Origin of the sequence: Desulfobaculum xiamenense (genome assembly GCF_011927665.1) — a bacterium.
Classification (GTDB): Bacteria; Desulfobacterota; Desulfovibrionia; order Desulfovibrionales; family Desulfovibrionaceae; genus Desulfobaculum; species Desulfobaculum xiamenense.
Genome location: NZ_JAATJA010000001.1, coordinates 1,009,595 through 1,033,246, shown reverse-complemented (window position 1 = coordinate 1,033,246; position 23,652 = coordinate 1,009,595). Strand labels below are relative to the sequence as shown.

14 protein-coding genes are annotated in these 23,652 nt (G+C 63.1%); 10 read left to right on the top strand and 4 right to left on the bottom strand.

Going from position 1 to position 23,652, the window contains the following annotated elements:
• The first annotated feature begins 9 nt into the window (after window positions 1-9).
• The 3 genes from GGQ74_RS04640 to speB are packed head-to-tail and all read left to right on the top strand — an operon-like array spanning window position 10 to window position 3,206.
• Window positions 10-1,188, top strand: coding sequence for a saccharopine dehydrogenase family protein (locus GGQ74_RS04640; RefSeq protein WP_167940347.1), 1,179 nt, complete (start codon window positions 10-12; stop codon window positions 1,186-1,188).
• Window positions 1,167-2,321: a carboxynorspermidine decarboxylase gene (gene nspC, locus GGQ74_RS04635; RefSeq protein WP_167940346.1), complete on the top strand. Its 1,155-nt coding sequence runs from the start codon at window positions 1,167-1,169 to the stop codon at window positions 2,319-2,321. The genes GGQ74_RS04640 and nspC overlap by 22 nt, the downstream gene beginning before the upstream one ends.
• A gap of 36 nt (window positions 2,322-2,357) precedes the next feature.
• Window positions 2,358-3,206 (top strand): agmatinase, encoded by an 849-nt coding sequence (speB, locus tag GGQ74_RS04630; RefSeq protein WP_167941009.1) that lies wholly within the window; start codon window positions 2,358-2,360, stop codon window positions 3,204-3,206.
• Window positions 3,207-3,285: 79 nt separating this feature from the next.
• Here the strand turns inward: speB and GGQ74_RS04625 are convergent, their stop codons facing one another.
• The 4 genes from GGQ74_RS04625 to GGQ74_RS04610 all read right to left on the bottom strand — a co-directional run bounded on the left by GGQ74_RS04625 (window position 3,286) and on the right by GGQ74_RS04610 (window position 7,808).
• Window positions 3,286-4,014: a superoxide dismutase gene (locus GGQ74_RS04625; RefSeq protein ID WP_167940345.1), complete on the bottom strand. Its 729-nt coding sequence runs from the start codon at window positions 4,012-4,014 to the stop codon at window positions 3,286-3,288.
• 108 nt (window positions 4,015-4,122) lie between these two features.
• Window positions 4,123-4,524, bottom strand: a complete 402-nt coding sequence (locus GGQ74_RS04620; protein WP_167940344.1) for a hypothetical protein — start codon at window positions 4,522-4,524, stop codon at window positions 4,123-4,125.
• 30 nt (window positions 4,525-4,554) lie between these two features.
• A complete protein-coding gene (locus GGQ74_RS04615) occupies window positions 4,555-6,660 on the bottom strand; it encodes a TRAP transporter permease (RefSeq protein WP_167940343.1) in 2,106 nt (701 codons plus the stop codon).
• 170 nt (window positions 6,661-6,830) lie between these two features.
• Window positions 6,831-7,808, bottom strand: a complete 978-nt coding sequence (locus GGQ74_RS04610) for a TAXI family TRAP transporter solute-binding subunit (protein WP_167940342.1) — start codon at window positions 7,806-7,808, stop codon at window positions 6,831-6,833.
• 319 nt (window positions 7,809-8,127) lie between these two features.
• Between GGQ74_RS04610 and GGQ74_RS04605 the strand changes: the two genes are divergently transcribed.
• The 7 genes from GGQ74_RS04605 to GGQ74_RS04575 all read left to right on the top strand — a co-directional run bounded on the left by GGQ74_RS04605 (window position 8,128) and on the right by GGQ74_RS04575 (window position 23,604).
• Entirely contained in the window at window positions 8,128-9,504 is a 1,377-nt protein-coding gene (locus tag GGQ74_RS04605) for an ATP-grasp domain-containing protein (RefSeq protein ID WP_167940341.1), read from the top strand.
• A 42-nt stretch (window positions 9,505-9,546) separates the two neighbouring features.
• Window positions 9,547-11,127 (top strand): KamA family radical SAM protein, encoded by a 1,581-nt coding sequence (locus GGQ74_RS04600; RefSeq protein WP_342448577.1) that lies wholly within the window; start codon window positions 9,547-9,549, stop codon window positions 11,125-11,127.
• On the top strand, window positions 11,124-12,335 hold the full coding sequence (locus tag GGQ74_RS04595) for a M20 family metallopeptidase (protein WP_167940340.1): 1,212 nt from the start codon (window positions 11,124-11,126) through the stop codon (window positions 12,333-12,335). The genes GGQ74_RS04600 and GGQ74_RS04595 overlap by 4 nt, the downstream gene beginning before the upstream one ends.
• Window positions 12,336-12,465: 130 nt before the next feature.
• Window positions 12,466-14,898, top strand: coding sequence for a PAS domain-containing sensor histidine kinase (locus GGQ74_RS04590; protein ID WP_167940339.1), 2,433 nt, complete (start codon window positions 12,466-12,468; stop codon window positions 14,896-14,898).
• Window positions 14,864-15,565, top strand: a complete 702-nt coding sequence (locus GGQ74_RS04585; RefSeq protein WP_167940338.1) for a response regulator — start codon at window positions 14,864-14,866, stop codon at window positions 15,563-15,565. Before GGQ74_RS04590 ends, GGQ74_RS04585 begins: the two co-directional genes overlap by 35 nt.
• A 320-nt stretch (window positions 15,566-15,885) precedes the next feature.
• Window positions 15,886-16,161: an HU family DNA-binding protein gene (locus GGQ74_RS04580; RefSeq protein ID WP_167940337.1), complete on the top strand. Its 276-nt coding sequence runs from the start codon at window positions 15,886-15,888 to the stop codon at window positions 16,159-16,161.
• A 495-nt stretch (window positions 16,162-16,656) separates the two neighbouring features.
• Window positions 16,657-23,604 carry an Ig-like domain-containing protein gene (locus tag GGQ74_RS04575; RefSeq protein WP_167940336.1) on the top strand — a complete coding sequence of 2,316 codons (6,948 nt, stop codon included), beginning with the start codon at window positions 16,657-16,659 and terminating at the stop codon, window positions 23,602-23,604.
• The last annotated feature ends 48 nt before the right edge of the window (window positions 23,605-23,652 follow it).

The window sequence follows — 23,652 nt, the reverse complement described above, 5'->3', positions numbered from 1 at the left end:
GGGACTGATATGTCCAGAGTACTCATCGTCGGCGCGGGCGGCGTGAGCCAGGTCGTGGTTCACAAGTGCGCTCAGGTGCCCGAAGTGTTTTCCGAGATATGCCTTGCCAGCCGCACCCTTTCCAAGTGCGAGCGCATCGCCGCGCAGCTCGATCGCCCCATCCGCACCGCCCAGGTCGATGCGGACAACGTCGCCGAGATGGTCGCGCTCATCCGCGACTTCAAGCCCGACCTCGTGGTCAACGTGGCGCTGCCCTATCAGGATCTGCACATCATGGACGCCTGCCTCGAAACCGGCGTCGACTACCTCGATACCGCCAACTACGAGCCCATCGACGAGGCGAAGTTCGAGTACAAGTGGCAGTGGGCCTATCAGGAGCGCTTCCGCGAGAAGGGCCTCATGGCGCTGCTCGGCAGTGGCTTCGATCCCGGCGTGACCAACGTCTTCTGCGCCCACGCCCAGAAGCACCACTTCGACGAGATCCACCAGCTGGACATCATCGACTGCAACGCTGGCGACCACGGCAAGCACTTCGCCACCAACTTCAATCCCGAGATCAACATCCGCGAGGTCACCGCCCGTGGACGGTACTGGGAGCGCGGCGAATGGGTCGAGACCGATCCCCTCGCATGGTCCATGAGCTACGACTTCCCCGAGGGCATCGGCCCGAAGAAGTGCTACCTCATGTACCATGAGGAGCTGGAGTCCCTCGTCCTGAACCTCAAGGGCATCAAGCGCGCCCGCTTCTGGATGACCTTCTCCGACAACTACCTGAAGCACCTCGAAGTGCTCGGCAATGTCGGCATGACCCGCATCGATCCCGTGCAGTACAAGGGCTGCGAGATCGTGCCGCTGCAGTTCCTCAAGGCACTGCTGCCCGATCCCGCGTCCCTCGGTCCCGACACCAAGGGCCGCACCTGCATCGGCTGCCTGATGAAGGGCGTGAAGGACGGCCGCGAGAAGCAGGTCTACGTGTACAACATCTGCGATCATCAGGATGCGTACCGCGAGGTGCAGTCTCAGGCTGTGTCCTACACCACGGGTGTTCCGGCCATGATCGGCGCGATGATGATGCTTACTGGCAAGTGGCGCGGCGAAGGTGTCTTCAATATGGAGCAGTTCGACCCCGATCCGTTCATGGAAAAGCTCAACCTGCACGGACTGCCATGGAAAGAGGTCATCTTCTAGAGCTGCTTTTGCAGAATCCCCCCACGCCGTGCTTCGTCGTGGACGAGGGGCTGCTTGAGCGCAACCTGGCGGTGCTGGACAGCGTCCAACGCCGCACAGGGGCCAGAATCCTTCTGGCACTCAAAGGTTTTGCCATGTTCAGCGTGTTCCCGCTTCTGCGGGGCACGCTGCATGGCGTGTGCGCCAGCTCGCCTCACGAGGCGCGCCTTGGCCGCGAGGAGTTCGGGCGCGAGGTGCATGCCTTCGCCGCGGGCTACTCCGAGGCCGACATGCGCGAACTCGTGGAGCTGTGCGACCACATCTCCTTTAACTCCTTTGCCCAGTACCGCCGTTTCCGGCCCATGATCGAGGCCGCGCCCGCCCGCATCGAATGCTCCATCCGCGTGAATCCGGAGCATTCCGAGGGGGCCGTGCCGATCTACGATCCGTGTTCGCCGGGCTCGCGCCTTGGCGTGCGGCGTCGGCATTTCGAGCCTGACGCCCTCGACGGCATTTCCGGGCTGCACTTTCACACGCTGTGCGAGCAGAATTCCGATTCGCTGGAACGCACCCTCGACGCCTTCGAGGCGAAGTTCGGCGAGTTCCTGCACGGCATGAAGTGGCTGAACATGGGCGGCGGGCATCATATCACCCGCGCGGACTACGATGTGGACCTGCTGTGCAGGCTCATCGACCGTGTCCGCACGCGCTATGACGTGGACGTGTATCTGGAGCCGGGCGAGGCCGTGGCGCTGAACACCGGATTCCTCGTGGCCACGGTGCTCGACGTCATCGAGGCCGACATGCCCATCGCCATCCTCGACGCCTCCGCCGCCGCGCACATGCCCGACGTGCTGGAGATGCCCTACAGGCCCGGCGTGGTCGGTTCCGGCCTGCCCGGAGAGAAGGCGTGGACCTGCCGACTGGCCGGACACTCCTGCCTCGCGGGCGACGTGATCGGGGAATACTCCTTCGAGGAGGCCCTCAAGCCGGGTGACAGGCTGGTCTTCACGGACATGGCCCACTACAGCATGGTCAAGACCAATACCTTCAACGGTCTGAAGCTCCCGTCCATCGCCCTGTGGCGGCGTGGCGAGGCGCTGCGCGTCATCCGCGAATTCGGCTACGAGAACTACCGGAACAGACTGTCCTAGAGGAGACGAGCGGTGAGCGGCACCTATCCTGATTTCATGGCCGACGATCTGGAGCCGATGGCTCCGGCCGACTGCCGATACCATATCATTCCCGTCCCCTACGAGGAGACGGTGTCCTACGGCGGCGGTACGGCCATGGGCCCGTCCGCCATTCTTGAGGCCTCGGCCCAGCTCGAACTGTGGGACGGCTTTTCCGTGCCCGCGCGGCGCGGCGTGTATACGCAGGGCCCCGTGGATTGCACCGGCGGTCCCGAAGTCGTGCTCGATCGCATCTCCGCAGCGGTGAAGACCGCGCGCAGCCATGGCGGCATGCCCGTGGTCCTCGGTGGCGAGCATACCGTCACCCTCGGCGCGCTTCGGGCGCTTTGCGAGGAGTATGGCAGCTTCGGCGTGGTCCAGTTCGATGCCCATGCCGATCTGCGGGCGTCCTACGAGGGCTCGCCCTTTAGCCACGCCTGCGTCATGCATCGCGCCGTGGCCGATCTGGGGCTGCCGCTGTTCCAGTTGGGCGTTCGCGCCCTGTGCGAGGACGAGGTGGCCTTCCGGCGCGAGCGGTCCATCCCGCATATCGACGCATGGACCATCGGCACGTCGCCCATGCCGGAAACCCTTCTGCCTGCGGACTTTCCCGAGAACATCTACGTCACCTTCGACGTGGACGGGCTCGACTCCACGGTGATGCCCGCCACCGGCACCCCTGTGCCCGGCGGCCTCACGTGGTATCAGGCCCAGCGGCTTCTGCGTATGGCCATCGGCGGACGTCGGGTCATTGGCTTCGACGTGGTCGAGCTTGCGCCCATCGAGGGACTGCACGCCTGCGATTTCGCGGCGGCGCAGCTCACCTATTCCATCATGGGCATCATTGAGCGCGAAGGCCGCGACTAGGCCTGCGCACCCTTGCGAAAAGCGAAACCGGCTGACGGAGCGATCCGTCAGCCGGTTTTTTGTTTGAGCGCATGACGCTTCAGGCGGTGGTCTTCTTGCGCATCCGATCAAGGCGCATAGTCACTCGGTTCCAGTTGACCAGCCGGTGCAGCAGGGCCTGCACGTATTCCTTGCGCCTGTTCTGGTAGTCCAGATAGTAGGCGTGTTCCCATACGTCGATGACCAGAAGCGGCGTTGCGCCGGATGTGATGGGCGTTCCCGCGCCCTGCGTGCGCATGATGTCGAGTTTGCCATTCTTGATTGCCAGCCACACCCAACCGCTGCCGAACACCTTTCCCGCCTCGACCACGAGATCCTCGCTCATTCTGCCGAACGAGCCGAAATCGCGCTCGATGAGCTCCGCGAGCCGCCCGCCGGGCCTGCCGCCGCCAAGCGGTGCGAGGCCGTTCCAGTAGAAGGTGTGGTTCATGGCCTGCGCGGCGTTGTTGTAGATGGAACGCCGGTCGGGCTTGTCGTGCGTGGCGAGGACGATTTGCCGTAGCTTCATCTTTTCGTATTGCGTGCCCGTCGTGAGGGTTGATGTGTTGGCGTAGTAGGCGCGGGTGTGCTTGCCGTAGTGGTAGCTCACGGTTTGCGCCGAGATGATCGGCTCCAGAGAGCTTTCAGGGTAGAGCAGGCGCGGCGTGGGGAAGGCGTCTTGCGCCGCCGCCGGGAAGGCGAGCACGCCGGAGCCGACGGTCAGCGCGGCGACCGTTGCCAGTCGGCAGAATTGCCTGCGGGTCAGGATGGTTCCTGCTTCGTGCTTCATGGACGTCTCCTGCATGGTTTCGGTCCGTGGACATTCATCTTCGATTCTAGATGAACGGGACGCGCATGCAAATGAAATCCTGTTGCTGACGGGATGTTTCGCGTTTCGCTAGTCGGACTGCGACCAGTAGTCCTCCACGAAGGCCTTGACTCTGCGTTGGATTCGTATCGTCCGCCCGAGGAGTTCAGCGATGCCGAAGAGCGCGATGGACAGGATGAGCGACAGAAGCAGGAAGCCGAACCCTGCGAAGGCGAGCAGTAGGTTTGTGTGCGGATCGGGCGTGTCCGTGTTCCACAGGAAGGCGATACAGCCTGCGGAGCCGAGCAGCCACGTGAGGTGCGCGGCCACGGTGAGGATGAGTTCCATGGGTAGCCGGGCGATGGGGTTGACCATTCGGTACCCGGTGAAGTCCTCGCTGCCGCATTTCGGGCACTGGTCGTAGCTTCTGCTGAAGGTTTCCCCGCAGACTTCGCATTGCAGCATCTTGGTGACGACGAGTTTCGTGGGCATGCCCTTGTGGACTCCCCGCCCGTTCGGGCGTCAGGCCGGATTGTCCCGGAGTTCGAGGTTGCGTGCGGCACGCGGGCGCTGGAGTAGCCACACCAGCCCCCACAGGGCGAGGCCGAGTGGGTAGACCCAGTAGCGTTGCCCGTACGGAACGCCAAGCCACTGCGCCACGAGGTCCGGGCGCATGGTGACGAGCGTGACGCTGAGCAGGATTGGAATTTCCCAGACCTTGTTGCGGGTGATGAACCAGCCCTGCGTGGCCGAGGCAAAGGCGAAGTTGCCGAAGCAGGCCATGACGAAGATGAGTAGCCCCTGCGGCCAACTGTCCACCCCGTGCAGGATGAGGTCGTGGTTGAAGATGAACATGAAGGGCAGGATGGCGGTGCGGATGTCGTACATGAAGCCTTGCAGGCCCGTTGGGATGGGCGGGGCTTCGGCGATGGCCGCGGCGGCGTAGGCGGCAAGGCCCACGGGCGGCGTGTCGTCCGCGAGGATGCCGAAGTAGAAGCAGAACAGGTGCGCTGCCATGAGCGGAACCATGAAGCCCTGCATCATGCCGAGGCTTACGATGGTCGGCGCGGTCAGCGAGGCCATGACGATGTAGGTCGCCGTGGTGGGCAGGCCCATGCCGATGAGCAGGCTGGCCGCGGCGGTGATGATGAGCATCAGGTAGATGTTTCCGCCGGAGAGTTGGTCGATGATCTGGGTGATGAGTCCGCCGAGGCCGAGGGCGACGATACCGACGATGATGCCCGCCGCCGCGGTGGCCATGGCCACGCCCGCCATGTTGCGCGCGCCGTCCGCCATGGCCATGACGATGTCGTGCATGCCCTCGCGCATGGCGGGGAGCACGGGCGCGCCGTCGAGGCGTGCCCGGATGGGGCGCTGGACCAGCATGATCGCCGTGAGCACGATGATGGCGCGGAATGCGGCCAGTTCCGGGGAGTGCCGCAGCACGACGAGCTCGTAGAGCAGCATGGAGAGTGGCAGCAGAAAGTGCAGCCCCGAGACGAGTGTGGCGAAAAAGGGCGGAAGCTCCGCGCGGGGGATGCCCTTCAGCCCGAGTTTGCTGGCCTCGATGTGCGAGATGAAGATGAGCGCCGCATACGAGACGAAGGCCGGAATGGCCGCGGCCTTGACCACCTCGATGTAGGGCACGTTCACGTATTCCGCGATGATGAACGCCGCAGCGCCCATGATGGGCGGGGCGAGTTGGCCGTCCGTGGACGCGGCGACCTCGATGGCTCCGGCCTTGGTGGCCGGGTAGCCGACCTTTTTCATAAGCGGGATGGTGAAGGTGCCGGTGGTGACGATGTTGGCGATGGACGAGCCGGACACCATGCCCGTGAGGCCGGAGCCGAGGATGGCGGCCTTGGCCGGTCCCCCCTTGAACCCGCCGAGCAGGCACAGGGCGAGGCGGATGAAGAAGTCCCCCGCGCCCGCTTTTTCGAGCATGGTGCCGAACAGCACGAACAGGAAGACGATGGTTGCCGACACGTCGAGCGGGATGCCGTAGATGCCTTCGGACGACATGGCCATCTGTCCCACGAAGCGGTTGAGCGAAACGCCCTTGAAGGCGATGACGTCCGGCATGTAGGGGCCGAGGAAGGCATAGCCCACGAAGAATAGTGCGATGACCGGTAGCGCCGGGCCGATGACGCGGCGTGTGGCTTCTAGAAGCAGCATGACGAGGAGCAGGCCGAAGATGATGTCGCGCGTGGTGGGCGCGCCGTAGCGCATGGTGATGCCGTCGTAGTCGATGACGATGTAGAGCGCGGCCAGCGCGGCGAAGATGCCGAGGATGTAGTCGAGAATGGTCACCCGGTGCATGGCGAGGAAGAAGCGCAGGTCGGGTCGCCAGTTGGGTGTGAACTTGAACATGGGGATGTTCAGGTACACGAGCATGATGGCGAAGGCGAGGTGCGCCGCGCGCACGTAGAGCGTATCGAGAATCAACCAGCTCGCGATGGAAAGTTGGAATAGCGACCACAGGATGGCGATGCCCATGGTCAGCGCACGGGTTACGCCGTAGACGTCGCTTTGCAGGCCGTGTTCGGCCTCGGCGAGCTTCTTCGCGTATTCGACACCCCTGATTTCGTCGTCCGTCGTCGTGTGTGCGTCACGGGGCTTGCCTGTCATCCGTCGCGCAATCTCCTTCTTTGGGGTGTGGTTTCGCGTGTCGTACGAAGGGGCATGGGCCGTGACCGGAACGGGAGCATGGCGGGAGCTTCGGCGGCGGGAGTTCGCCCCGCGTTCTTGGGAATGCGCCTACGGGCCGGGTGAGTACACCCGGCCCGTGGCGCGTGTGGCTACATCAATCCGGCTTCCTGATAGTACTTCATCGCGCCGGGATGGATGGGCGCGGAGAGGCCCTGAAGCATGCCCTTCTTGGTCACGACCTTGTATGCGGGGTGAAGTTCCTTGAACTTCTCGAAGTTCTCGAAGACTTCCTTGGTGATGGCGTACACGACGTCCGCCGGAACCTCGGAGGAGGTCACGAGGGTTGCCTTCACGCCGAAGGACTTCACGTCTTCCTTGTTGGTCGCGCCGGGGTAGAACTCGATGGGTATCTCGGCCGGGGCGTAGTAGGGGTATTCGATGAACAGTTCATCCACGCCCGTGATGGGCACGATGGTGACCTTGCGCGTTCCGGCGGTGGCTTCCTTGATCGCGCCGGAGGGATGGCCCACGGTGTAGAAGAACGCGTCGATCCTGCCGTCCTGCAGCAGGCCAGGGGCCTCGGCGGCCTTCACGCTTTCGGCCTTGATGTCCTTGTCGATGTCGATCTTGAGCGTGGTGAGGGCGTCGATGGCGTTCTGGCGCTGGCCGGAGCCAGGATTGCCGATGTTGACCACCTTGCCCTTGAGATCCTGAATGCTGTTGATGTGAGCGTCCGCTGCGGCGACGAGGGTGACGGCCTCGGGGTGGATGCTGAACACTGCACGCAGTTTCTTCTGGGGACCCTTGTCCGCCCATTCCGCCAGCCCCTTCACGGCCTGATACTGTCTGTCGGACTGCACGACGCCGAATTCCAGATCGCCCGCCATGATGGCGTTGATGTTGAAGACGGAGCCGCCCGTGGATTCGACGGTGCAGCGGATGCCGTACTCGTCCTTCTTTTCGTTCACGATGCGAGCGATGGCGCCGCCGGTCGGGTAGTAGACGCCGGTGATGCCGCCGGTTCCGATGGTCACGAAGGTCGTCTTGGCCTGTGCTTGCGCCGGAGTGACGCATGCCGCCGCGATGCCGACGCACAGGGAGAGAGCGAGTAGGAACCATTTGCGCATGTTGCAGCCTCCTGCCGGATGGAAGGTTAAGTTCCGATGTGTTGCGATGCTCGAAAAGGTCCGTGGTTTGCGCGCATTCCTGTATCGTGAAGGATGCTGGACCGCAGTGGATGAGACGTGTTGCGATTGTCCGCGTAGACAACAATGACGATTATGACCAAGCATTTAGCAAAAAGATTCGTTGAGCGCAAATGCTTATCCGGATTGTCTTCATATGTGAATGTGCGTGGTGATGATGTGGTGTTGTTGGCAACTTGCAATTGCACCGAATCGCATTCGGCTCTATTGTGCTGGCAAGAATGCCAGATGGTGGAGCGTCATGTATTATCAGAACGTGCGCCTTGATCCGGATGCCTTCCATTTCGTCTACGTGGGCGAGGCCAAGGCCTGCTGTCTGAATCATTTCGTGTGGCAGGGCCTGTCGCGGATTCTTGGCCGCAGCGTGGGGTGGGTGTCCATCGTCCCGGATATCCTCGGGGACTACCGCTGGGGCAATGTGGCGGTGCTCAATCCGCAGGCAGAGCGCCTACGCTGGGCCACCGGGCGCGGGGTGTCCATGCGGGTGCCCATGGCCGAGTTCGCCGCACGCGTGGGGCGCGAACCCGCCGTGCGACGGCTGGTGGAACGGCTTCTCGCGCGGCAGGGGCAGCTTCCGGTCTGGATGTTCGAGAGCCGTCCGGAACTGTCGCTCTGTCGCATGCCCGGAGTGAGCCTTGTCGGGCCGCAGCCGTCCATCGTGTCTGCCGTCAACGACAAGACGTGGCAGTATGCCGCGTTCGCCGGTCTCATGCCGTTGGCCGAGCACCGTATCTGCACCGGCTGCGGGGAGATGCTGCGTCTCGCCGAGGAGATGCGTCCCTCCTGTCCGGATGGCGTGTTCGTGTCCATGGCCTATTCAGCTGGTGGCGGCGCGAGCATGGTCACCCGGTCTTCGGCCGAATGCGCGGCCCGCTTCGTCGATCCCTCGGCTCGCTACCTTGTGAGCCGCTATATCCCCCACGTTTTCGACCCCACAGTACTCGGCGTCGTCGCCAACGACAGCGATGTCTACATCGCCGGCGTGGCGGACATGACCATCGAGCATGGCAACGCCTTTCGCGGCTCGTGCCATCCGTCGCTGCTTCCCCCGGACATTCAGGAGAATTTGCGCGCCCTGACGACCATCGTCGGGCGCAGGCTGGGGAGCCTTGGCTTTCGCGGCATCTTCGGGTGCGACTACATCGTCGATGCCGCCGGGCGCATCCACTTCATCGAGGTCAATCCGCGCAAGCAGGGCACCACCATGGAGTTCTGCTGCACCCTCGAACGCACGCTGCCGCCCGGCGCGGCGAATCTTTTCGAACTCGAATACCACGCGGTGACGCGGGGCGAATTTCCCGACAACACCGTGGAGCCGGATCATTTTGCCGCACCCCGCTTCTTCTGGGGAACATGGAACCATAAGACGGAGCGCGACGAAATCACCAAGGTAGGCGTGCCGCAGCACATGACGGAACGCGAACTGTTCGCGCTCGTGGATGGCGGCGGGGTGGCCGGGCATGTGGTGCGCGAGCATGTGGGCGGCGGCATGCTCGTGCGTGCGGGGACGTTTCTTGGCCGCGTGGTGGCCGTGGGGCAAACCCGCGAGGCGATGCTTGCGGAATTGGCCGTGGGCCGCATGCGGCTGCGGGAATCCATTGCGCGTCCCGCCGCGTGAGCGGGCGGGCGACGCGAATACTCGAACGCAGGGGAGGTATGGGTGACACACGCGAAGCGGTTGGGCATGGACGCCTTCACCATCGAATTGTTGGATGGAATTTCCGGCGGAGGCGAGGCCCCCGCCGAGCTTGCGGCCGAAGTGGGGCGGCTGTTCGCCGCCGCGCGTGATGCGCAGCGTACCGGCCCCATCGTCGAACTGTTTCGGGCGTTGGTGGACGCGAAGCGACGTCCGGGCATCGGGTTCGAAGCCTTCGGCATGTCCCGCGATGCGCTTGAGGAACTGTGCGGGCGTCATTGTTCTATCGACGAGCACGGCGTGACCGTGGGCGGACGCGTGGGGCGGGCCGCCGCCGTGGTCGAGGCCGCCAATCCCCGCGTTGCGGATTACCTTGCCCGTAGGGACGTCGAGGCACCGAGTGGGGTGGAGCTGTGGGACGAGCTGTGCGCCAATGCGCGGCGCATCCGGGATGTCCTTGGCATGAGCGAAGAGGATTGGAATTCCTTTTCCGGGCAGTTGCGCTTTGCTGTGAACGATGTGGAGACACTTGCCCGCTGCCTCGACCTGCCCGAGTCCGCCATTCGCGATGTGGCGCGCGTCACCGGGACCTATCGCATGCGCCTGACGCCGTACTACGCGAGTCTGGTCCGGCGGGGCGTGGCGAACGATCCCGTGCTGCTCCAGTGCGTGCCCACGGCGGAGATGGTGGACAACGTGGGCGTGGAGCTGCCGCCTGTGGCCTCGGATCACTCCCCGGCGCGGCTGGTGGATCAGTTTTATCCGCGCGTGGTGGCGGTGAAGGTGACCAACATGTGCGCCATGTACTGCACGCACTGTCTGCGTATCGCGCACATCGGCCGCGCGGACCGCATGTTTTCCCGCGAGGCCTACGCCGAGGCCCTCGACTACATCCGCGCCAACGACAGCATCCGCGACGTGCTCATCACCGGCGGGGACGCCTTCATGCTGCCGAACGAGACGCTGCGCTGGCTGCTTGGCGAACTGGACGCCATCGACCACGTGCGCGTGAAGCGCCTTGGCACGCGCGTTCCCGTCACCACCCCCCAGCGCGTGGATTCCGAACTGCTGGACATCCTCGCCGCGTCCGACGATCGCGGGCCGGTGCGTGTGGTCACCCAGATCAACACCGCGCAGGAGATCACCCCCGTCTCGCGCGACGCGTTCCGTCGCCTGTCCCGCCATGTGAGCGCCGTGCTCAATCAGGCCGTGTTGCTGCGCGGCATCAACGATTCCCGCGTGAAGATGTGGAAGCTGTGCGAGACGATCCACGAGGCCTATGTGCGCCCGTACTACGTTTTCAATTGCAGCTATCGCAACCCGCAGTACGCCCATATGCGCGTGCCCATTGAGCGGGGGCGCGACATTATCGAGGGGATGTACGGAAACATCTCCGGCGATGCCATTCCTCGCTATATCGCCGCTGCCGGGGGCAAGATTCCACTGCATCGGGACAACGTCGCCGGGCGCGGAGCTGATGGCGCTGTCTTCCTGCACAAGCCGTGGAACGGCGAGGAAGCCGTCTATCCCGATGCGGACCCGGACCTTTACGGCAACGACGCGGATTTCGCGTTCAATCGCTACATGGGGGAGCGCAAGGCATGACCGATGCGCAACTCGACACGATGTGCGCCTTCATCGCCGAGCATGAGGGCGCGATGTTCGCACTTCTGGAAACGCTGGTGCGCATCAATAGCCACACGCCGAACCGTGCCGGAGTGAACCGCGTGGGGGCCGTGATGCGCGGGGTCTTCGAGGGCATGGGCTTTGGCGTGCGCATGGTGGACGGCGGGGCGCGCGGGGATATCCTCGTCGCCTCCAACGCCGCGTGCGAGGCCGGAGCGGACGGGCGACAGGTGCTTGTGTCCGGGCATATGGATACCGTGTTCCCGCCGGGGGAATTCGAGACCATGGAGCACCGGGCGCACGGCATCGTCGGTCCGGGCGTCATCGACATGAAGGGCGGGCTGGTCGCGGCGGTGTACGCGCTTGGGGCGCTCGATCATGCCGGGCTGCTTGCCGATATTCCCGTTCGCGTCGTGCTCAATGCCGATGAGGAGATCGGCTCGCCGGATTCGCGGGCGCTCATTGAGGCCGAAGCCCGTCGTAGCGCCTTTGCCATGGTCTTCGAATGCGGCGGCCTGCGTGGGGAAATCGTGACCGGCCGCAAGGGGCGCACGCCGTTTCGGATTGAGTCCTCGGGGCGCGGCGGACACGCCGGTGCGCAGGGACAGGACAAGCCAAGCGCCATTCTCGAATTGGCCCGGCGCATCGTGGAGGTGGAGGCGCTCAACGACGTGGAGCGGGGCATGTCCGTCAACGTGGGCGTGATCGAGGGGGGCACCGGTCCCAATGTTGTGGCGCGACAGGCGGTGGCCATCGCCGAGGCCCGCTACATGTCCGAGGTCGACGGCGGCGAACTGCGCGACGCGCTGTTGCGGTTGTTCGAGAGGCCGGGGCTACCGGGAACGCGCAGCCGTCTGCTGCTGCAACAGGGGCGTCCCGCCATGGACCAGACCCCCGGAAACGAGGCGCTGTTCGGCGTTGTCGCCGACGTTGCCGCGCGGCTTGGGCTACCCATCGGCGAGGAGTTTCGCGGTGGAGTGTCGGATGCGAACTTCATCGCCGCCGTGGGGTGTCCGGTGCTCGATGGCATGGGACCATCCGGGGATCGGGACCACTCGCACGACGAGTACATGATTCCGACGAGCCTTGCGGAGCGCGCCACACTCGCCGCGGGGACCATTGCCGAAAGCTGGCGGCTTTTCGCCGAGGGAGGGCTTTTCCTGTCGGACGCACAGGATGATGCCTAGCGCAGGGCGTCCGTTTCGCCTGCATTGGTGGGCTTTTCGTCGAGGCGAGGCCTTGCGGAAATCGAATATTGGGTATACTGCAATAAATCCATGCCGTTGTATGTCCAGTTGACCGATGCGAGGTGAGGGGATGCGGGAGCGCTTGCGGATACTCTTCGCTCATGAGGATGCCGCGGACGCCGGACTGATCGTCGACGCGCTGATGCGTTGCGGGTGCGATGCAGTCTATGGGCGTGTCCACAGTGTCGGCTCACTCGATTCCGTCCTGCGCGATGCGTGGGATGCGATTTTCTGCGCTCCGATGTTCGACGGCGTGCACGTGTCCGGGCTTATGCGCCGCGTGCGCACTGCGCGAGCTTATCCGCCCGTCATCGTCGCCGGGTGGAATCTGACCCCCGAGGATGGCGTGTGCGCCCTGCGCTCCGGCGCGGCCGACTGCGTGGGTCTCGAACGGCCCGAGCGTCTGGGAAACGTGCTGATGCGCGCCCTTGGCGAGCGGCGTTCCCCGTACCTTCCCTACGAGGTGTACCTGAAGCTGCTCGGCATGGGGCTGGAGCATGCCCCGGAGGGGCTTTACGTACACGACCTGAAGGGGCGGCTCCTTCACGTCAACGAAACGATCTGCTCCATGCTTGGCTATTCGCGGGCCGAACTGTGCCGTATGCGTGTCTTCGATGTGGATACGGTCTTTCGTCCTGAAGATAGCCTGCGCGTGGTCGAGCGGCTTCGGCGTGAAGGGACGCTGCGCTTCGAAACGCGGTATCGGGCGCGGGGGGGACGTGTCATCCCCGTGGAGAGCCATTTGTCGCTGGTTTCGGTGGATGGTTGCGAATACTGCCTTGGCAGCGTGCGTGACGTTGCGGACCGCAAGGCCGTAGAATCCGCCCTTGAAAACGAGGAGCGCCGCTACCGCTGCCTATTCGACGATTCGCCCATTTCGCTGTGGGAAGAGGATCTGTCGGACTGCAAGCGGTTTTTCGACGAGTTGGGGGCCGCGGGGGTGATCGATTTTCGCGCCCACTTCGCGGCGCATCCCGAGGATGTGATGGAGTGCGCGCGTCGGGTGAAGGTGCTGGACGTGAACCGCGCCACGCTCGCCCTGCTGGAGGCGGATAGTAAGGAGCAGCTGCTCGTCTCGCTTGGGGGCGTGCTCGCCCCGGAGTCCTTTGCCGTGCTTGCCGAGGAGTTCACGGCTCTTGCGCAGGGGCAGACCAGTTATGATACCGAGCTTGATCATGTGACGCTCAAGGGGCGGCGTCGGCGGGTGGAAATCCATTTCCGCGTTTCGCCGGATCATGAGCAGACGCTTGCCCGCGTGGTCGTTTCGCTCATCGACGTCACGGAGGAACGCTGGATGCAGCGCCAACTCCGCGATGCCCGCGACGAGTTCGAGCGCCGTGTCATCGAGCGTACGGCAGCGCTTCGCGAGGCGAACGAACAGCTTCTGCGTGAGATCGCCGAACGGCGGCGCACCGAGGAATCCTTGCGCCGTAGCGAGGCCCAACTCAAGGAAGCGCAGACCATCGCCCTTGTCGGCAACTGGGAGTACGACCCCGCAAGCGGCATGTTCACCTTTTCCGACGAGGTGTCGCATCTGTTCGGTTTTCCGTCCGGCGGCCTGAAGCCCGATATCGAGACGATACGCGCAATGATCCACCCCGAGGACAAGGCCCTCACGCAGGCTAGCTATCATGAGGCGCTGGAGCGCGGCGTAAGCCACGAACTGGAATTTCGCATGCGTCGTCGTGATGGGGAGTACCGCAGCGTGCATGCCCGGTGCAAGCCGCGCCTCGACGGGCAAGGGTGCACGGTGCGGGTGTTTGGCACCGTGCAGGACATAAGCGAGAGCGTGCGTGCGCGCGACCAGATACGCCGTCTCAGTCAGGAACTCATCCGTGCGCAGGAGAAGGAGCGGCATCGCATCAGCCTCGACCTGCACGACAACGTCGCCCAGACGCTCCTGTCCCTCAAGATCGCGAGCCGGACGCTCTTGGACGACTTCGAGTTGCCAGTGGAAGTCCGTGACCGCTTGAATCATTTTTGCGCGGGATTGCAGCATGCGGTCAATCTCGTGCGCGATCTGTCCTACGACCTGCGCCCGCCGCTGCTCGATCAGTTCGGCCTTGCGCGGTCGCTGGAACTGCATTGCCGGGAATTGCAAGCCAAGACCGGCGTGTGCATAGATTTCGCCTCCGCTGGCATGGAGAACATGCTGCTAGACCCCGAGACGGAGATCAATCTCTACCGCCTCACGCAGGAGGCGCTGCGAAATGCCGTGAATCATGCCGGAGCGTCGCATGTGGCCGTGCGCATCGTTTCGTCGTCGCCGGACATTCTGCTTCGGATCGAGGACGACGGCGAAGGGTTCGATCCGCAGGCGCGGCGCGCCAGTGCCCTTAAGGAGCGGCATATGGGGCTTTCGTCGATGGAGGAACGGGCGCGGCTCATCGGCGGCACTCTCGTGGTGCGCTCGCAGCCCGGCATGGGAACGAAGATAGTGGCCGAGGTGCCATTCAGGGAGAGACAGCGTGGACGACAGGAAGCACAGCATAGTCATTGTTGATGATCATCCGATGTTCCGGGAAGGCCTCAAGTCGATCATCCGCAGGGATGCCCGGTTCGATATAGTCGGCGAGGCCGGGACCGGGCGCGCGGGGCTGGAACTGGTGCGGCGGCACAGGCCGGATCTCGCGCTGGTGGACATATCGCTGCCCGACGTCAACGGCATCCACCTGACGGCGGAGCTCAAGCAGACCGCGCCCCGCACACGGGTGATCATCGTCAGCATGCATTCCAAGATCGAACACATCAGCGAGGCCTTCAAGGCCGGGGCCCACGGCTACGTGGTCAAGGAATCCGCGTCGGAGGGCCTGTTGAAGAGCCTCGAGACCGTCGCGGCCGGTGACTACTTCCTCGACAGTTCCGTGTCGCCCACCGTGGTTCGCAGCCTCATGGAGTCTCCGCTCAAGCGCGGCCCGGCCAAGGACGCGGAGTACGGAACGCTCACCCCGCGGGAGCAGGAGGTCATGCGCCTTCTGGCCGAGGGGCTGGCAACCCGCCAGATAGCGGCCAAGCTCTTCATCAGCCCCAAGACGGCGGAGAACCACCGGGCCAACCTCATGCGCAAGCTGAATCTGCAAAGCAATATCGAACTCATCCGGTATGCGGCGCGCCTCGGCCTTATCGACCTCGATTTGTGGGTCGATGCCCCCGAGACCGGCAAGGTCTGAAACCGATTCGCCTTTTTTCGGGCTGTTCGTGGTGTTGCCTGCCCCTTCTGCACTTTCGCCTGCCAATGGGAATTTCTCCCTGATTTTTCCTCTTCATCTGGGAAGGGACCTTCCTTTCCCAGATGGGGGAGTGCGCCTTTTCTCGATTCCCCTTGTCCCATCGCATTTTTCGCAAATTGCTCATCTAGGGGAAACCCCTATGTATTTGGGGATAATCCTGAAATGTCGAAACGATTTCCCTATGTACAAAGTCTATACGTTTTTTTTAGATGCACCATCGGCAGAAATCCTAAGCAACTCAATTGAATAGGAGAAGAACGATGACCAAGGCTGGGATGGTGGAGCAGATCAAGAGGAAGGCCGGATTGTCCACGAAGGTAGCGGCGGAGAAGGTTTACGACGCGGTTCTGGAATCTGTGCGCGAGGCGTTGATCGGTGGCGATTCCGCCATCTTTACCGGGCTCGGCTCCTTCAAGGTTGTGACCAGGGCGGAGCGTGCGGGCAGGAACCCCGGAACGGGCGAGATCATCCGCATTCCCTCCTGCAATGTTGTCAGGTTCACCCCTGGCAAGAAGATTCGCGCCATTCTCAATTAGGGTTGCACAACCAGCCGCGTCATGGGCGCAAAAGAGGCGGGCGGTGTCGATATCGCGATGTCCCGCCTGTGTTTGGCCAAGATGGCGTGGTCGGGAAAGGGTGCCCTTTCGCTACGATTACGGACTTGTCTTGGGACGGGCTGTGCCTCGGTTCTCCCTTCGACGGGGAGGATAATCTAGGCGCAGTCCGTGCCGAGTCCCGTGGTCCGCACTCTGTCCGGAGCCACGGCATGCGCGTTGCTGTGTCGTTTTGTTCTTCGGTGCCGTCGAGTTGGTGGCCCATTTGAAGCCTGAGTACGGGTGAAGGTGAAATGCCGCCCATTGCTTCGGCTTGCACGAATTTATCATGCAGCATGCGGACCCGCGCCGCAGGGGCGTCGAATCCTCTGCCAGAGTGCCGGGTGGACGGGATGCTCATGACTGCCGGAATGATCGCGGGTGCTTCAGGCCGGGTCGACGAGTGTCTGCAAGAATCTTCAAACAGGCAGGTCGGGCATGGAACAGGTCGGAAAGGTCGTCGCTCTCGTTGGGCAGGCATTTGCTGAAAGTGAAACCGGCTCGCGGCCGCTTGAGAACGGGAGCCCCGTGTACCAAGGGGAGACGTTGGCAACGGCTTCCGGCAGTTCCCTCGAGGTCCGATTTTCCGATGATTCCGTCCTCGCACAGGGCGAGAATTCCCACCTGACTCTCGACGAATACGTCTACAGTCCATCTGATCCTTCCTCTTCCAATTTGCTGGTGCGCATGTCCGAGGGCACCTACCGCATGGTCACGGGCCATATCGCCGAGGACAATCCTGATGGCGTTGCTCTGCGCTCGCCGCTGGCGACCATCGGCATCCGTGGCACCGGCGTCGATATGCAGATTGGTCCCGACGGCGAACGATTCGGCATTTTCGACTACCACCAGTTCGACCTCGTGGTGACCACTCCTCAGGGAACGCGGTTTATCACGGACGGACATATGATTCTCGATGTCGGCGCGGATGGCGGCCTCGGAATGCCACGGCCGTATACGCCTTTGGAGCAACAGCAATTCCAGCAGTTGGCACCGATTTCCACCATACCGCCTCGGGATGGTGGAGGGGGTGAGGGTTCTGACGACCAGAGCGAAGGCCCCGGCGAGGGGGGGGATGGCGAGGAAGGCCCCGCAGACGGGGGTGAACTCGCTGGTACAGAGGGTGACGAACTGGGCGAGGCCGAGGGCGATTCCCGCGAGGATGAGCTGGCGGACGGCGCCGAAGAGGGCGATGCCTTTGGCGGAGAGCAGGGAACAGGGAATGGCGAGACGCTCATAGGCCAAGGCGGCGAAGGCGATCCTCTTGCCCCGGCGGGGAGCGGAGAGTTGGGCCAAGGCTTGATGTTGGATGGGCCACCCGTAATTATGCCACCATCAGGTCCGCTCGGTATTTTGCCTGTAACGTTAGACCCATGGGGCATGCTGTTATCTCCATCGCCGACATGGATTTTGGTGAATCTGACGCCGGAGGATGTCGTTTTGTTTCCGCCGCCTCAGTTTGACGCCGAAATGGACGAAGGCGACGATGAGGACGATGCCCCCGTGCAGCCGCCGAGGCCACAGGGTATTAACTATATCGGCACGCCCGACGCTGATTTGAAGTACGCCTCCAACTACGACGATACACTGCGTGGCGAGGGGGGAGCGGACACTCTGCAAGGCTTTGGCGGAAACGACATCATCGATGGCGGCACGGGCAACGACTCTCTGACCGGTGGTAATGGCAATGACGTCGTTGCCGGTGCCGCTGGCGACGACGTCATTGACGGCGGGGCCGGGTGCGATGTGCTTCTGGGCGGCATCGGGGATGACACCATACGTCTCGCCGAGGTGGGCGACGCCGCTCCCGGTGAGGTCATCGACGGTGGCGAAGGCTCGGACGTGCTGCTCCTGCAAGGGGCCGGTGGCGAGCTTGATCTGACGGTCGATGGCGGACCGCAGGTGACGGGCGTGGAGCGTATCGACATCCAGTCGCAGGGCGCTGTGGAGCTTGTGCTCAATGCCGAAATGGTCGCTACGGCGACGGATGGCGTGCTGACCATCGTTGGCAACGAGGTGCAGGGGCACCATGTTACGCTGTGGGGCGAGTGGTACTCTGCCGATACCGTCCAGTATGAAGGTCAGATATTCAACCGCTTTGTCTGCGAAGGCGACGGGCAGCCCGCCACGGTCCTCGTTGCGCAGGGCATTGAAACGCATGTCAACTCCGCGCCGATCGCGTTGGAGTCGTTCGTTGAGCTTCCGGAAGATTCGGCGGCCGGGTATGTTTTTACCCTTGCCGATTTCGAGTTTGAGGACGCCGATGAGGACGAGTTGCAGAGCATCCGGGTGAACGCGGACGCATTCCAGGTTGGAGGCCTGTATCTGGATGGTGTGCTCCTGACCGGGGAGGTGGAGATTTCCCGGGCGGACATCGAGGCCGGGCGGCTTGGCTACGGTGTGGATGTGCAGGCACATCCGAATTTTTGCGGCGAGGAGAGCTTCACTTTCCAAGTTTGGGACGGGCAGGGGTACGGAGATGCGGCTTCCATGAATGTCGCCATCACCCCCGTCAACGACGCGCCGACCGCGGCGGATGCCAGTTACACCATAAACGAGGATACGACGCTCTCGTTTGTCCCGTCGAAGTTCACAGGCGCGTGGGAAGACGTGGACGGTGACGACTTGGCGGGCATTCGCATCACGTCGCTTCCGGGTGCGGGTAGCCTGACGTTCAACGGCGTGGCGTGTGCCGTGGGGCAGGAGATCGCTGCCGATCAGCTCGGGCACCTCAAGTTCACCCCTGCCGAGAACGTAAGCGGCGCGGCCTACGCCACCTTCGGCTATCAGGTCTACGATGGCACGGCCTACAGCGCCGAGTCCTACACGTTTACGGTGAACGTCAATGCCGTCAACGACGCGCCTATCGCCGGGGACGGGACGCTCAGCGTGACGAAGAATTCGATCTACGAATTCGACGCCGATGATTTCCATTTCTCCGATCCCGCCGACCCCGGCGATCAGTTGGGGAGCGTGACCATCCATTTCGCCGAGTGCGATCTCGGGCAGGATGGTGTCCTTTTCTACGACAACACAGTCGTCGAAGGTGACATCACCATTTCCGTCAATGATCTTGGAAAGCTGCGATACGATGCCGGAGCCAATGAGGCAGGCGCCGAATACGGCTACATCACCTATTCCGTCGCGGACGGCGGCGGGGCAGAGAGCGAAACGGCCACGCTCATCATCAACGTGGTCGCCGGACCCAACTCCGCGCCGGAGCTCGACGTCAATCCCACTGGCTCCGGTGGGGACTACGACCGCGCGACGAGCCTGAATTCCGACGTGGGGCATGCCGCAGTGGCGGCGCACGACGCCACGGTTTCCGATCCCGACGGCGACGCACTGACCGGCATGACCATCAGCATGGACGATGCGGCGGAAGGGGACTGGCTGACCGTGGACCTTTCCGACACGGATCTTGTGGCGGAGTATTCCGGCGGCGATGGTCAGCCGCTTGTGCTCACGATCACTGGCGAGGCCAGCGCAGAGACCTATCAGCGCGTGCTGCGTAGCATCGGCTACGAGTCGCACGATGATCAGTTGACGGAGACGGGACGCATCGTTCGCGTCGTCGTCACGGATTCCAATAATGCGACGTCGCAGGAGCAACAGGTGTACATTGCTCTTCCGAGCGCCATGCTTGGCGCTCCCGGCGACAATGACGATTCGCTCGAAGGCACGAATGAGGACGAGGATATTCGTGCCCTCGGTGGCAACGACACCGTGGACGCCGGAGGCGGCAGGGATACCGTGTCCGGCGGCAGCGGCGACGACTTCCTCAACGGCAACGCCGGGCGTGACGTGCTCTCATACCGGAATTCCGAAGATGCCGTGAAGGTGGTGCTTCTGGCGCACGACACGCTGGCCGGACCGGCCGGCGACGATAGCGTCTTCGGTTTCGAGGAGGTGTGGGGCAGCCGTTTCGATGACACGCTGATCGGCAACGACGGAAGCAATCGCTTCATGCCGGGGCACGGCAACAATGTCGTGAACGGTCTCGGTGGCGAGCACAACGAGGTGAGCTACGCCGACGCCGAGCGTGGCGTGTCCATGAATCTCGAAGAAGGTCGGGCGCAGCATTGGTCGCAGGGCGTTGAGGGCGCAGAGTCCTACGTGGATACGCTTTCAGGCATTTCGGATATTGTCGGATCGCGCTTCTCGGACACCATCGTTGGCGACGAAGGGGACAACTGCATCGTCGGCGGCGAGGGATATGACTATCTCGATGGTGGCGGTGGCGACGATACCGTGTCCTACATCGATGCCCACGAGGGCGTTGTGGTCACGTTTGTGGATGGGACGCCGCCCGCCATGGGCACGGACGAGGTCGTCAACTTCGAACACGTCGTGGGTTCCGCCTATGCGGATACCATCACCGGTTCGGCATTTTCCAACTCCATCACCGGCGGTGGCGGAGCGGACGAGCTGGTCGGCGGTGGCGGTGCGGACTGGTTCATCTACGCCTCTCCGGCCGACGGCGGCGATACGATTTCCGACTTCAGCGCGAATGACGATTTCTTCCGCTTCGACTCCTCGGCCTTCGGGTTGAACTATTCCAACGAACTGCTGGACGCGAATTTCCTCTCGCAGGCCGATAGGCCCACATCTCCCGTCTTCGACGACGGCGGGGGCGTGGGCTTCGTGTGGGTTTCCGGCGAGAAGGCTCTGTACTTCTATTCCTCTGAATATTCGAATGGCGTGCTCATCGCCACGCTGCCGAACATCGGGACCGGCGTTGACTTAAGCGCGGCGAATATCATGCTCGACGACGGCACCATGCCTGCGGTGCAGGATATGAGAGTGCTCGTTGATGACCCCGACAATATGCATGGCATGGATGACGCCGACTACATGCTCGGGCGCGGAGGAGACGACACCCTCAAGGGCGAGGAGGGCGACGACTATCTCGATGGCGGCGCGGGGAGCGATATCCTGCATGGCGACGAGGGGGACGACTCTCTCGACGGCGGGGCGGGGAGCGACTTCCTGTGCGGCGGAAGGATTGTGGACAATGGGGGCGAGACGCTGCTCTCTGACGACGGCACTGACGTGGTTATGTACACCGACGCCAGCCAGGGCGTGAACGTGGATCTGCAAGCCGGAACGGCCACCACCGGTGACGATACCGATACGCTCCTCGGCATCGATGGTGCGGTGGGTTCGCGTTTTGATGACACCTTCACCGCCGGAGAGGACGCGGTCACCTACGTCTTTGAGGGCGGCCTTGGCAACGATGTGTACGACGGCACCGCCGCCGAGGACGTCATGGTTACCTACCGGCACAGCGAAGTGGGCGTACAGGTTGACCTCTCTTCGAACGATGGACTGGCCACCCGCGATCTCGATGGCAACGGTACCGTGGACGAGACCGATACGCTGTGGGGCGTTTCGAACATTGAGGGCTCGGAATTCGACGATACCCTGATTGGCGGCGAGAACCCCGATGGCGAATGGTTCGACGGACGCGGCGGCGCGGACCTGATCGACGGCAAGAGCGGCTACGACGCCGTTTCCTATGCCAGCAGCGTCGGTGCGGTGTTTGTGAATCTGGATGCGGGACTCGATGGCGAGTATGGCCTCGCCTACGCCGCCGAGGGAACGGATACCCTCAAGAATATCGAGGGCGTCTACGGCACGGACTACAACGACACATTCCGCGGCGACGACCGGGACAACACGTTCCGTGGCGGCATTGGCGACGACTACATCGACGGCGGGGAAGGACAGGACCGCGTTGATTTCAAGCATGCCACGGGTGGCGTGTTGGTGGATCTGGCTGATGGCGTTGCCGAGGGTGCCGATGGCAATGATACCCTCGTGAGCATTGAGGACGTCCGCGGTTCGAATCATGACGATACGGTATACGGTACTGTGGGGGCCAACAGGATCGAGGCTCGCGGCGGCAACGACAAGGTTCAGGGCGACGATGGCAATGACCTGATCGACGGCGGTGCTGGAGACGATAGCCTGTACGGCGACGCCGGGGACGACACCATCATCGGCGGCGAGGGGGGCGATTCCATCGACGGCGGCGAGGGCTGGGACTGGCTCGACTACTCGGCGGAGACGGACACCATTTCCGTGAATCTCGTGGACGGACGTGTCGTCACAGCATCGGGGACCGACACTGTGGCTGGCGTCGAAATGTTCGTTGGTACCGTTGGCAACGACAGCTTCCTCGCCGGAAGTAGTGGGGATGACGTCTGCTTCATGGGCGGTCAGGGGAACGACACCTACACCGGCAATAACGGCGACGGCGGCAGTTGCGAAGTCGCATACATAGAATCCAGCGGCGGCGTGTTCGTGAACCTCAGCGAACAGAACGTCACCATCGGCGGCATCACGCAGGACTCTCACACCGGTTCCGACGGCGAAGGCGGTACGGACGTCTTTTCGGGCATGAGCGGCGTCATCGGCTCCTTCAATGACGACACCCTCGTGTTGTCCGAAAACCTGAACGGCTACGCGATGGGCCTCGGGGGTCATGATTTCATTCGTGGGCACGGGCGCGGCGGAGACATGGACAAATCCTACGAGGTCTCCTTCGAGGGCCTTCCCGATTACGAGGTGCACAACGGCGTCAAGGTGAACCTGACCAGCGAGGTGCGGGACGGACTGGAAGCGCATACCGCCCAGGACGGCTGGTACGATACGGACACGTTGGAAGGCATTACCGACGTCATCGGTACCGAACTGGGCGACACCATCTACGGTTCGGACGTTCAGACCGACCTTGGCACGTGGTTCCGGGGCAACAAGGGCGACGATTCCCTCGTGGGTCATGAGGGCTTGCAGAACGATACCGCCGATTATGGCGATGCCGACGGCGGCGTGCAGGTCTACCTCTACGATTTCGACGGCCTGCACGGCGGCGAGGGCTATTCCACGGGAGCGGACGGTAACGACTACCTCGTGAGCATCGAACATGCGGATGGCTCCAACTTCGATGACGTGCTGGTCGGCAACGATGCGAACAATAGGCTGATGGGCCGAGACGGCAACGACCTTCTCGTTGGCGGAGCCGGAGCGGATACCCTCGACGGCGGGGAGGGGGCGGATACTTTCTTCTACGGCGATATCGCGGATGGTGGGGATATGCTGGAGTATTTCTCGTCCGGCGAGGACGTTTTGGAATTCCTCGCCAGCGCGTTCGGTCTTCCCGAAGGCGCGCTCAACGTCGCGAAGTTCGTGAATGTGGACGGCACCTACGACCCCGGTTTAAGTGGCGACGTGGATGGTCCCTGCTTCGTGCTCGACGACACCACGCTCTACTACGATGCGGATGGCACGAACACCGCAGGCGGTGCAACGGCCATCTGTTCCAATTCGGGTGGACTTGAGCTCACGGCGGACGATATCCATATCGTTACCGCCATGGGATGACGCCCGGCAGCGGGCGCGCGATCACGAAATACGACGGGCCGGGAGACA

Bases quoted from the DNA above. Each gene is read 5' to 3' on its own strand.
- GGQ74_RS04595 (WP_167940340.1), top strand. From the start codon at position 11,124: ATGACCGATGCGCAACTCGACACGATGTGCGCCTTCATCGCCGAGCAT.
- GGQ74_RS04625 (WP_167940345.1), bottom strand. From the start codon at position 4,014: ATGAAGCACGAAGCAGGAACCATCCTGACCCGCAGGCAATTCTGCCGA.
- GGQ74_RS04640 (WP_167940347.1), top strand. From the start codon at position 10: ATGTCCAGAGTACTCATCGTCGGCGCGGGCGGCGTGAGCCAGGTCGTG.
- nspC (WP_167940346.1), top strand. From the start codon at position 1,167: ATGGAAAGAGGTCATCTTCTAGAGCTGCTTTTGCAGAATCCCCCCACG.
- GGQ74_RS04610 (WP_167940342.1), bottom strand. From the start codon at position 7,808: ATGCGCAAATGGTTCCTACTCGCTCTCTCCCTGTGCGTCGGCATCGCG.
- GGQ74_RS04605 (WP_167940341.1), top strand. From the start codon at position 8,128: ATGTATTATCAGAACGTGCGCCTTGATCCGGATGCCTTCCATTTCGTC.
- speB (WP_167941009.1), top strand. From the start codon at position 2,358: ATGGCCGACGATCTGGAGCCGATGGCTCCGGCCGACTGCCGATACCAT.
- GGQ74_RS04620 (WP_167940344.1), bottom strand. From the start codon at position 4,524: ATGCCCACGAAACTCGTCGTCACCAAGATGCTGCAATGCGAAGTCTGC.
- GGQ74_RS04615 (WP_167940343.1), bottom strand. From the start codon at position 6,660: ATGACAGGCAAGCCCCGTGACGCACACACGACGACGGACGACGAAATC.
- GGQ74_RS04575 (WP_167940336.1), top strand. From the start codon at position 16,657: ATGGAACAGGTCGGAAAGGTCGTCGCTCTCGTTGGGCAGGCATTTGCT.
- GGQ74_RS04590 (WP_167940339.1), top strand. From the start codon at position 12,466: ATGCGGGAGCGCTTGCGGATACTCTTCGCTCATGAGGATGCCGCGGAC.
- GGQ74_RS04580 (WP_167940337.1), top strand. From the start codon at position 15,886: ATGACCAAGGCTGGGATGGTGGAGCAGATCAAGAGGAAGGCCGGATTG.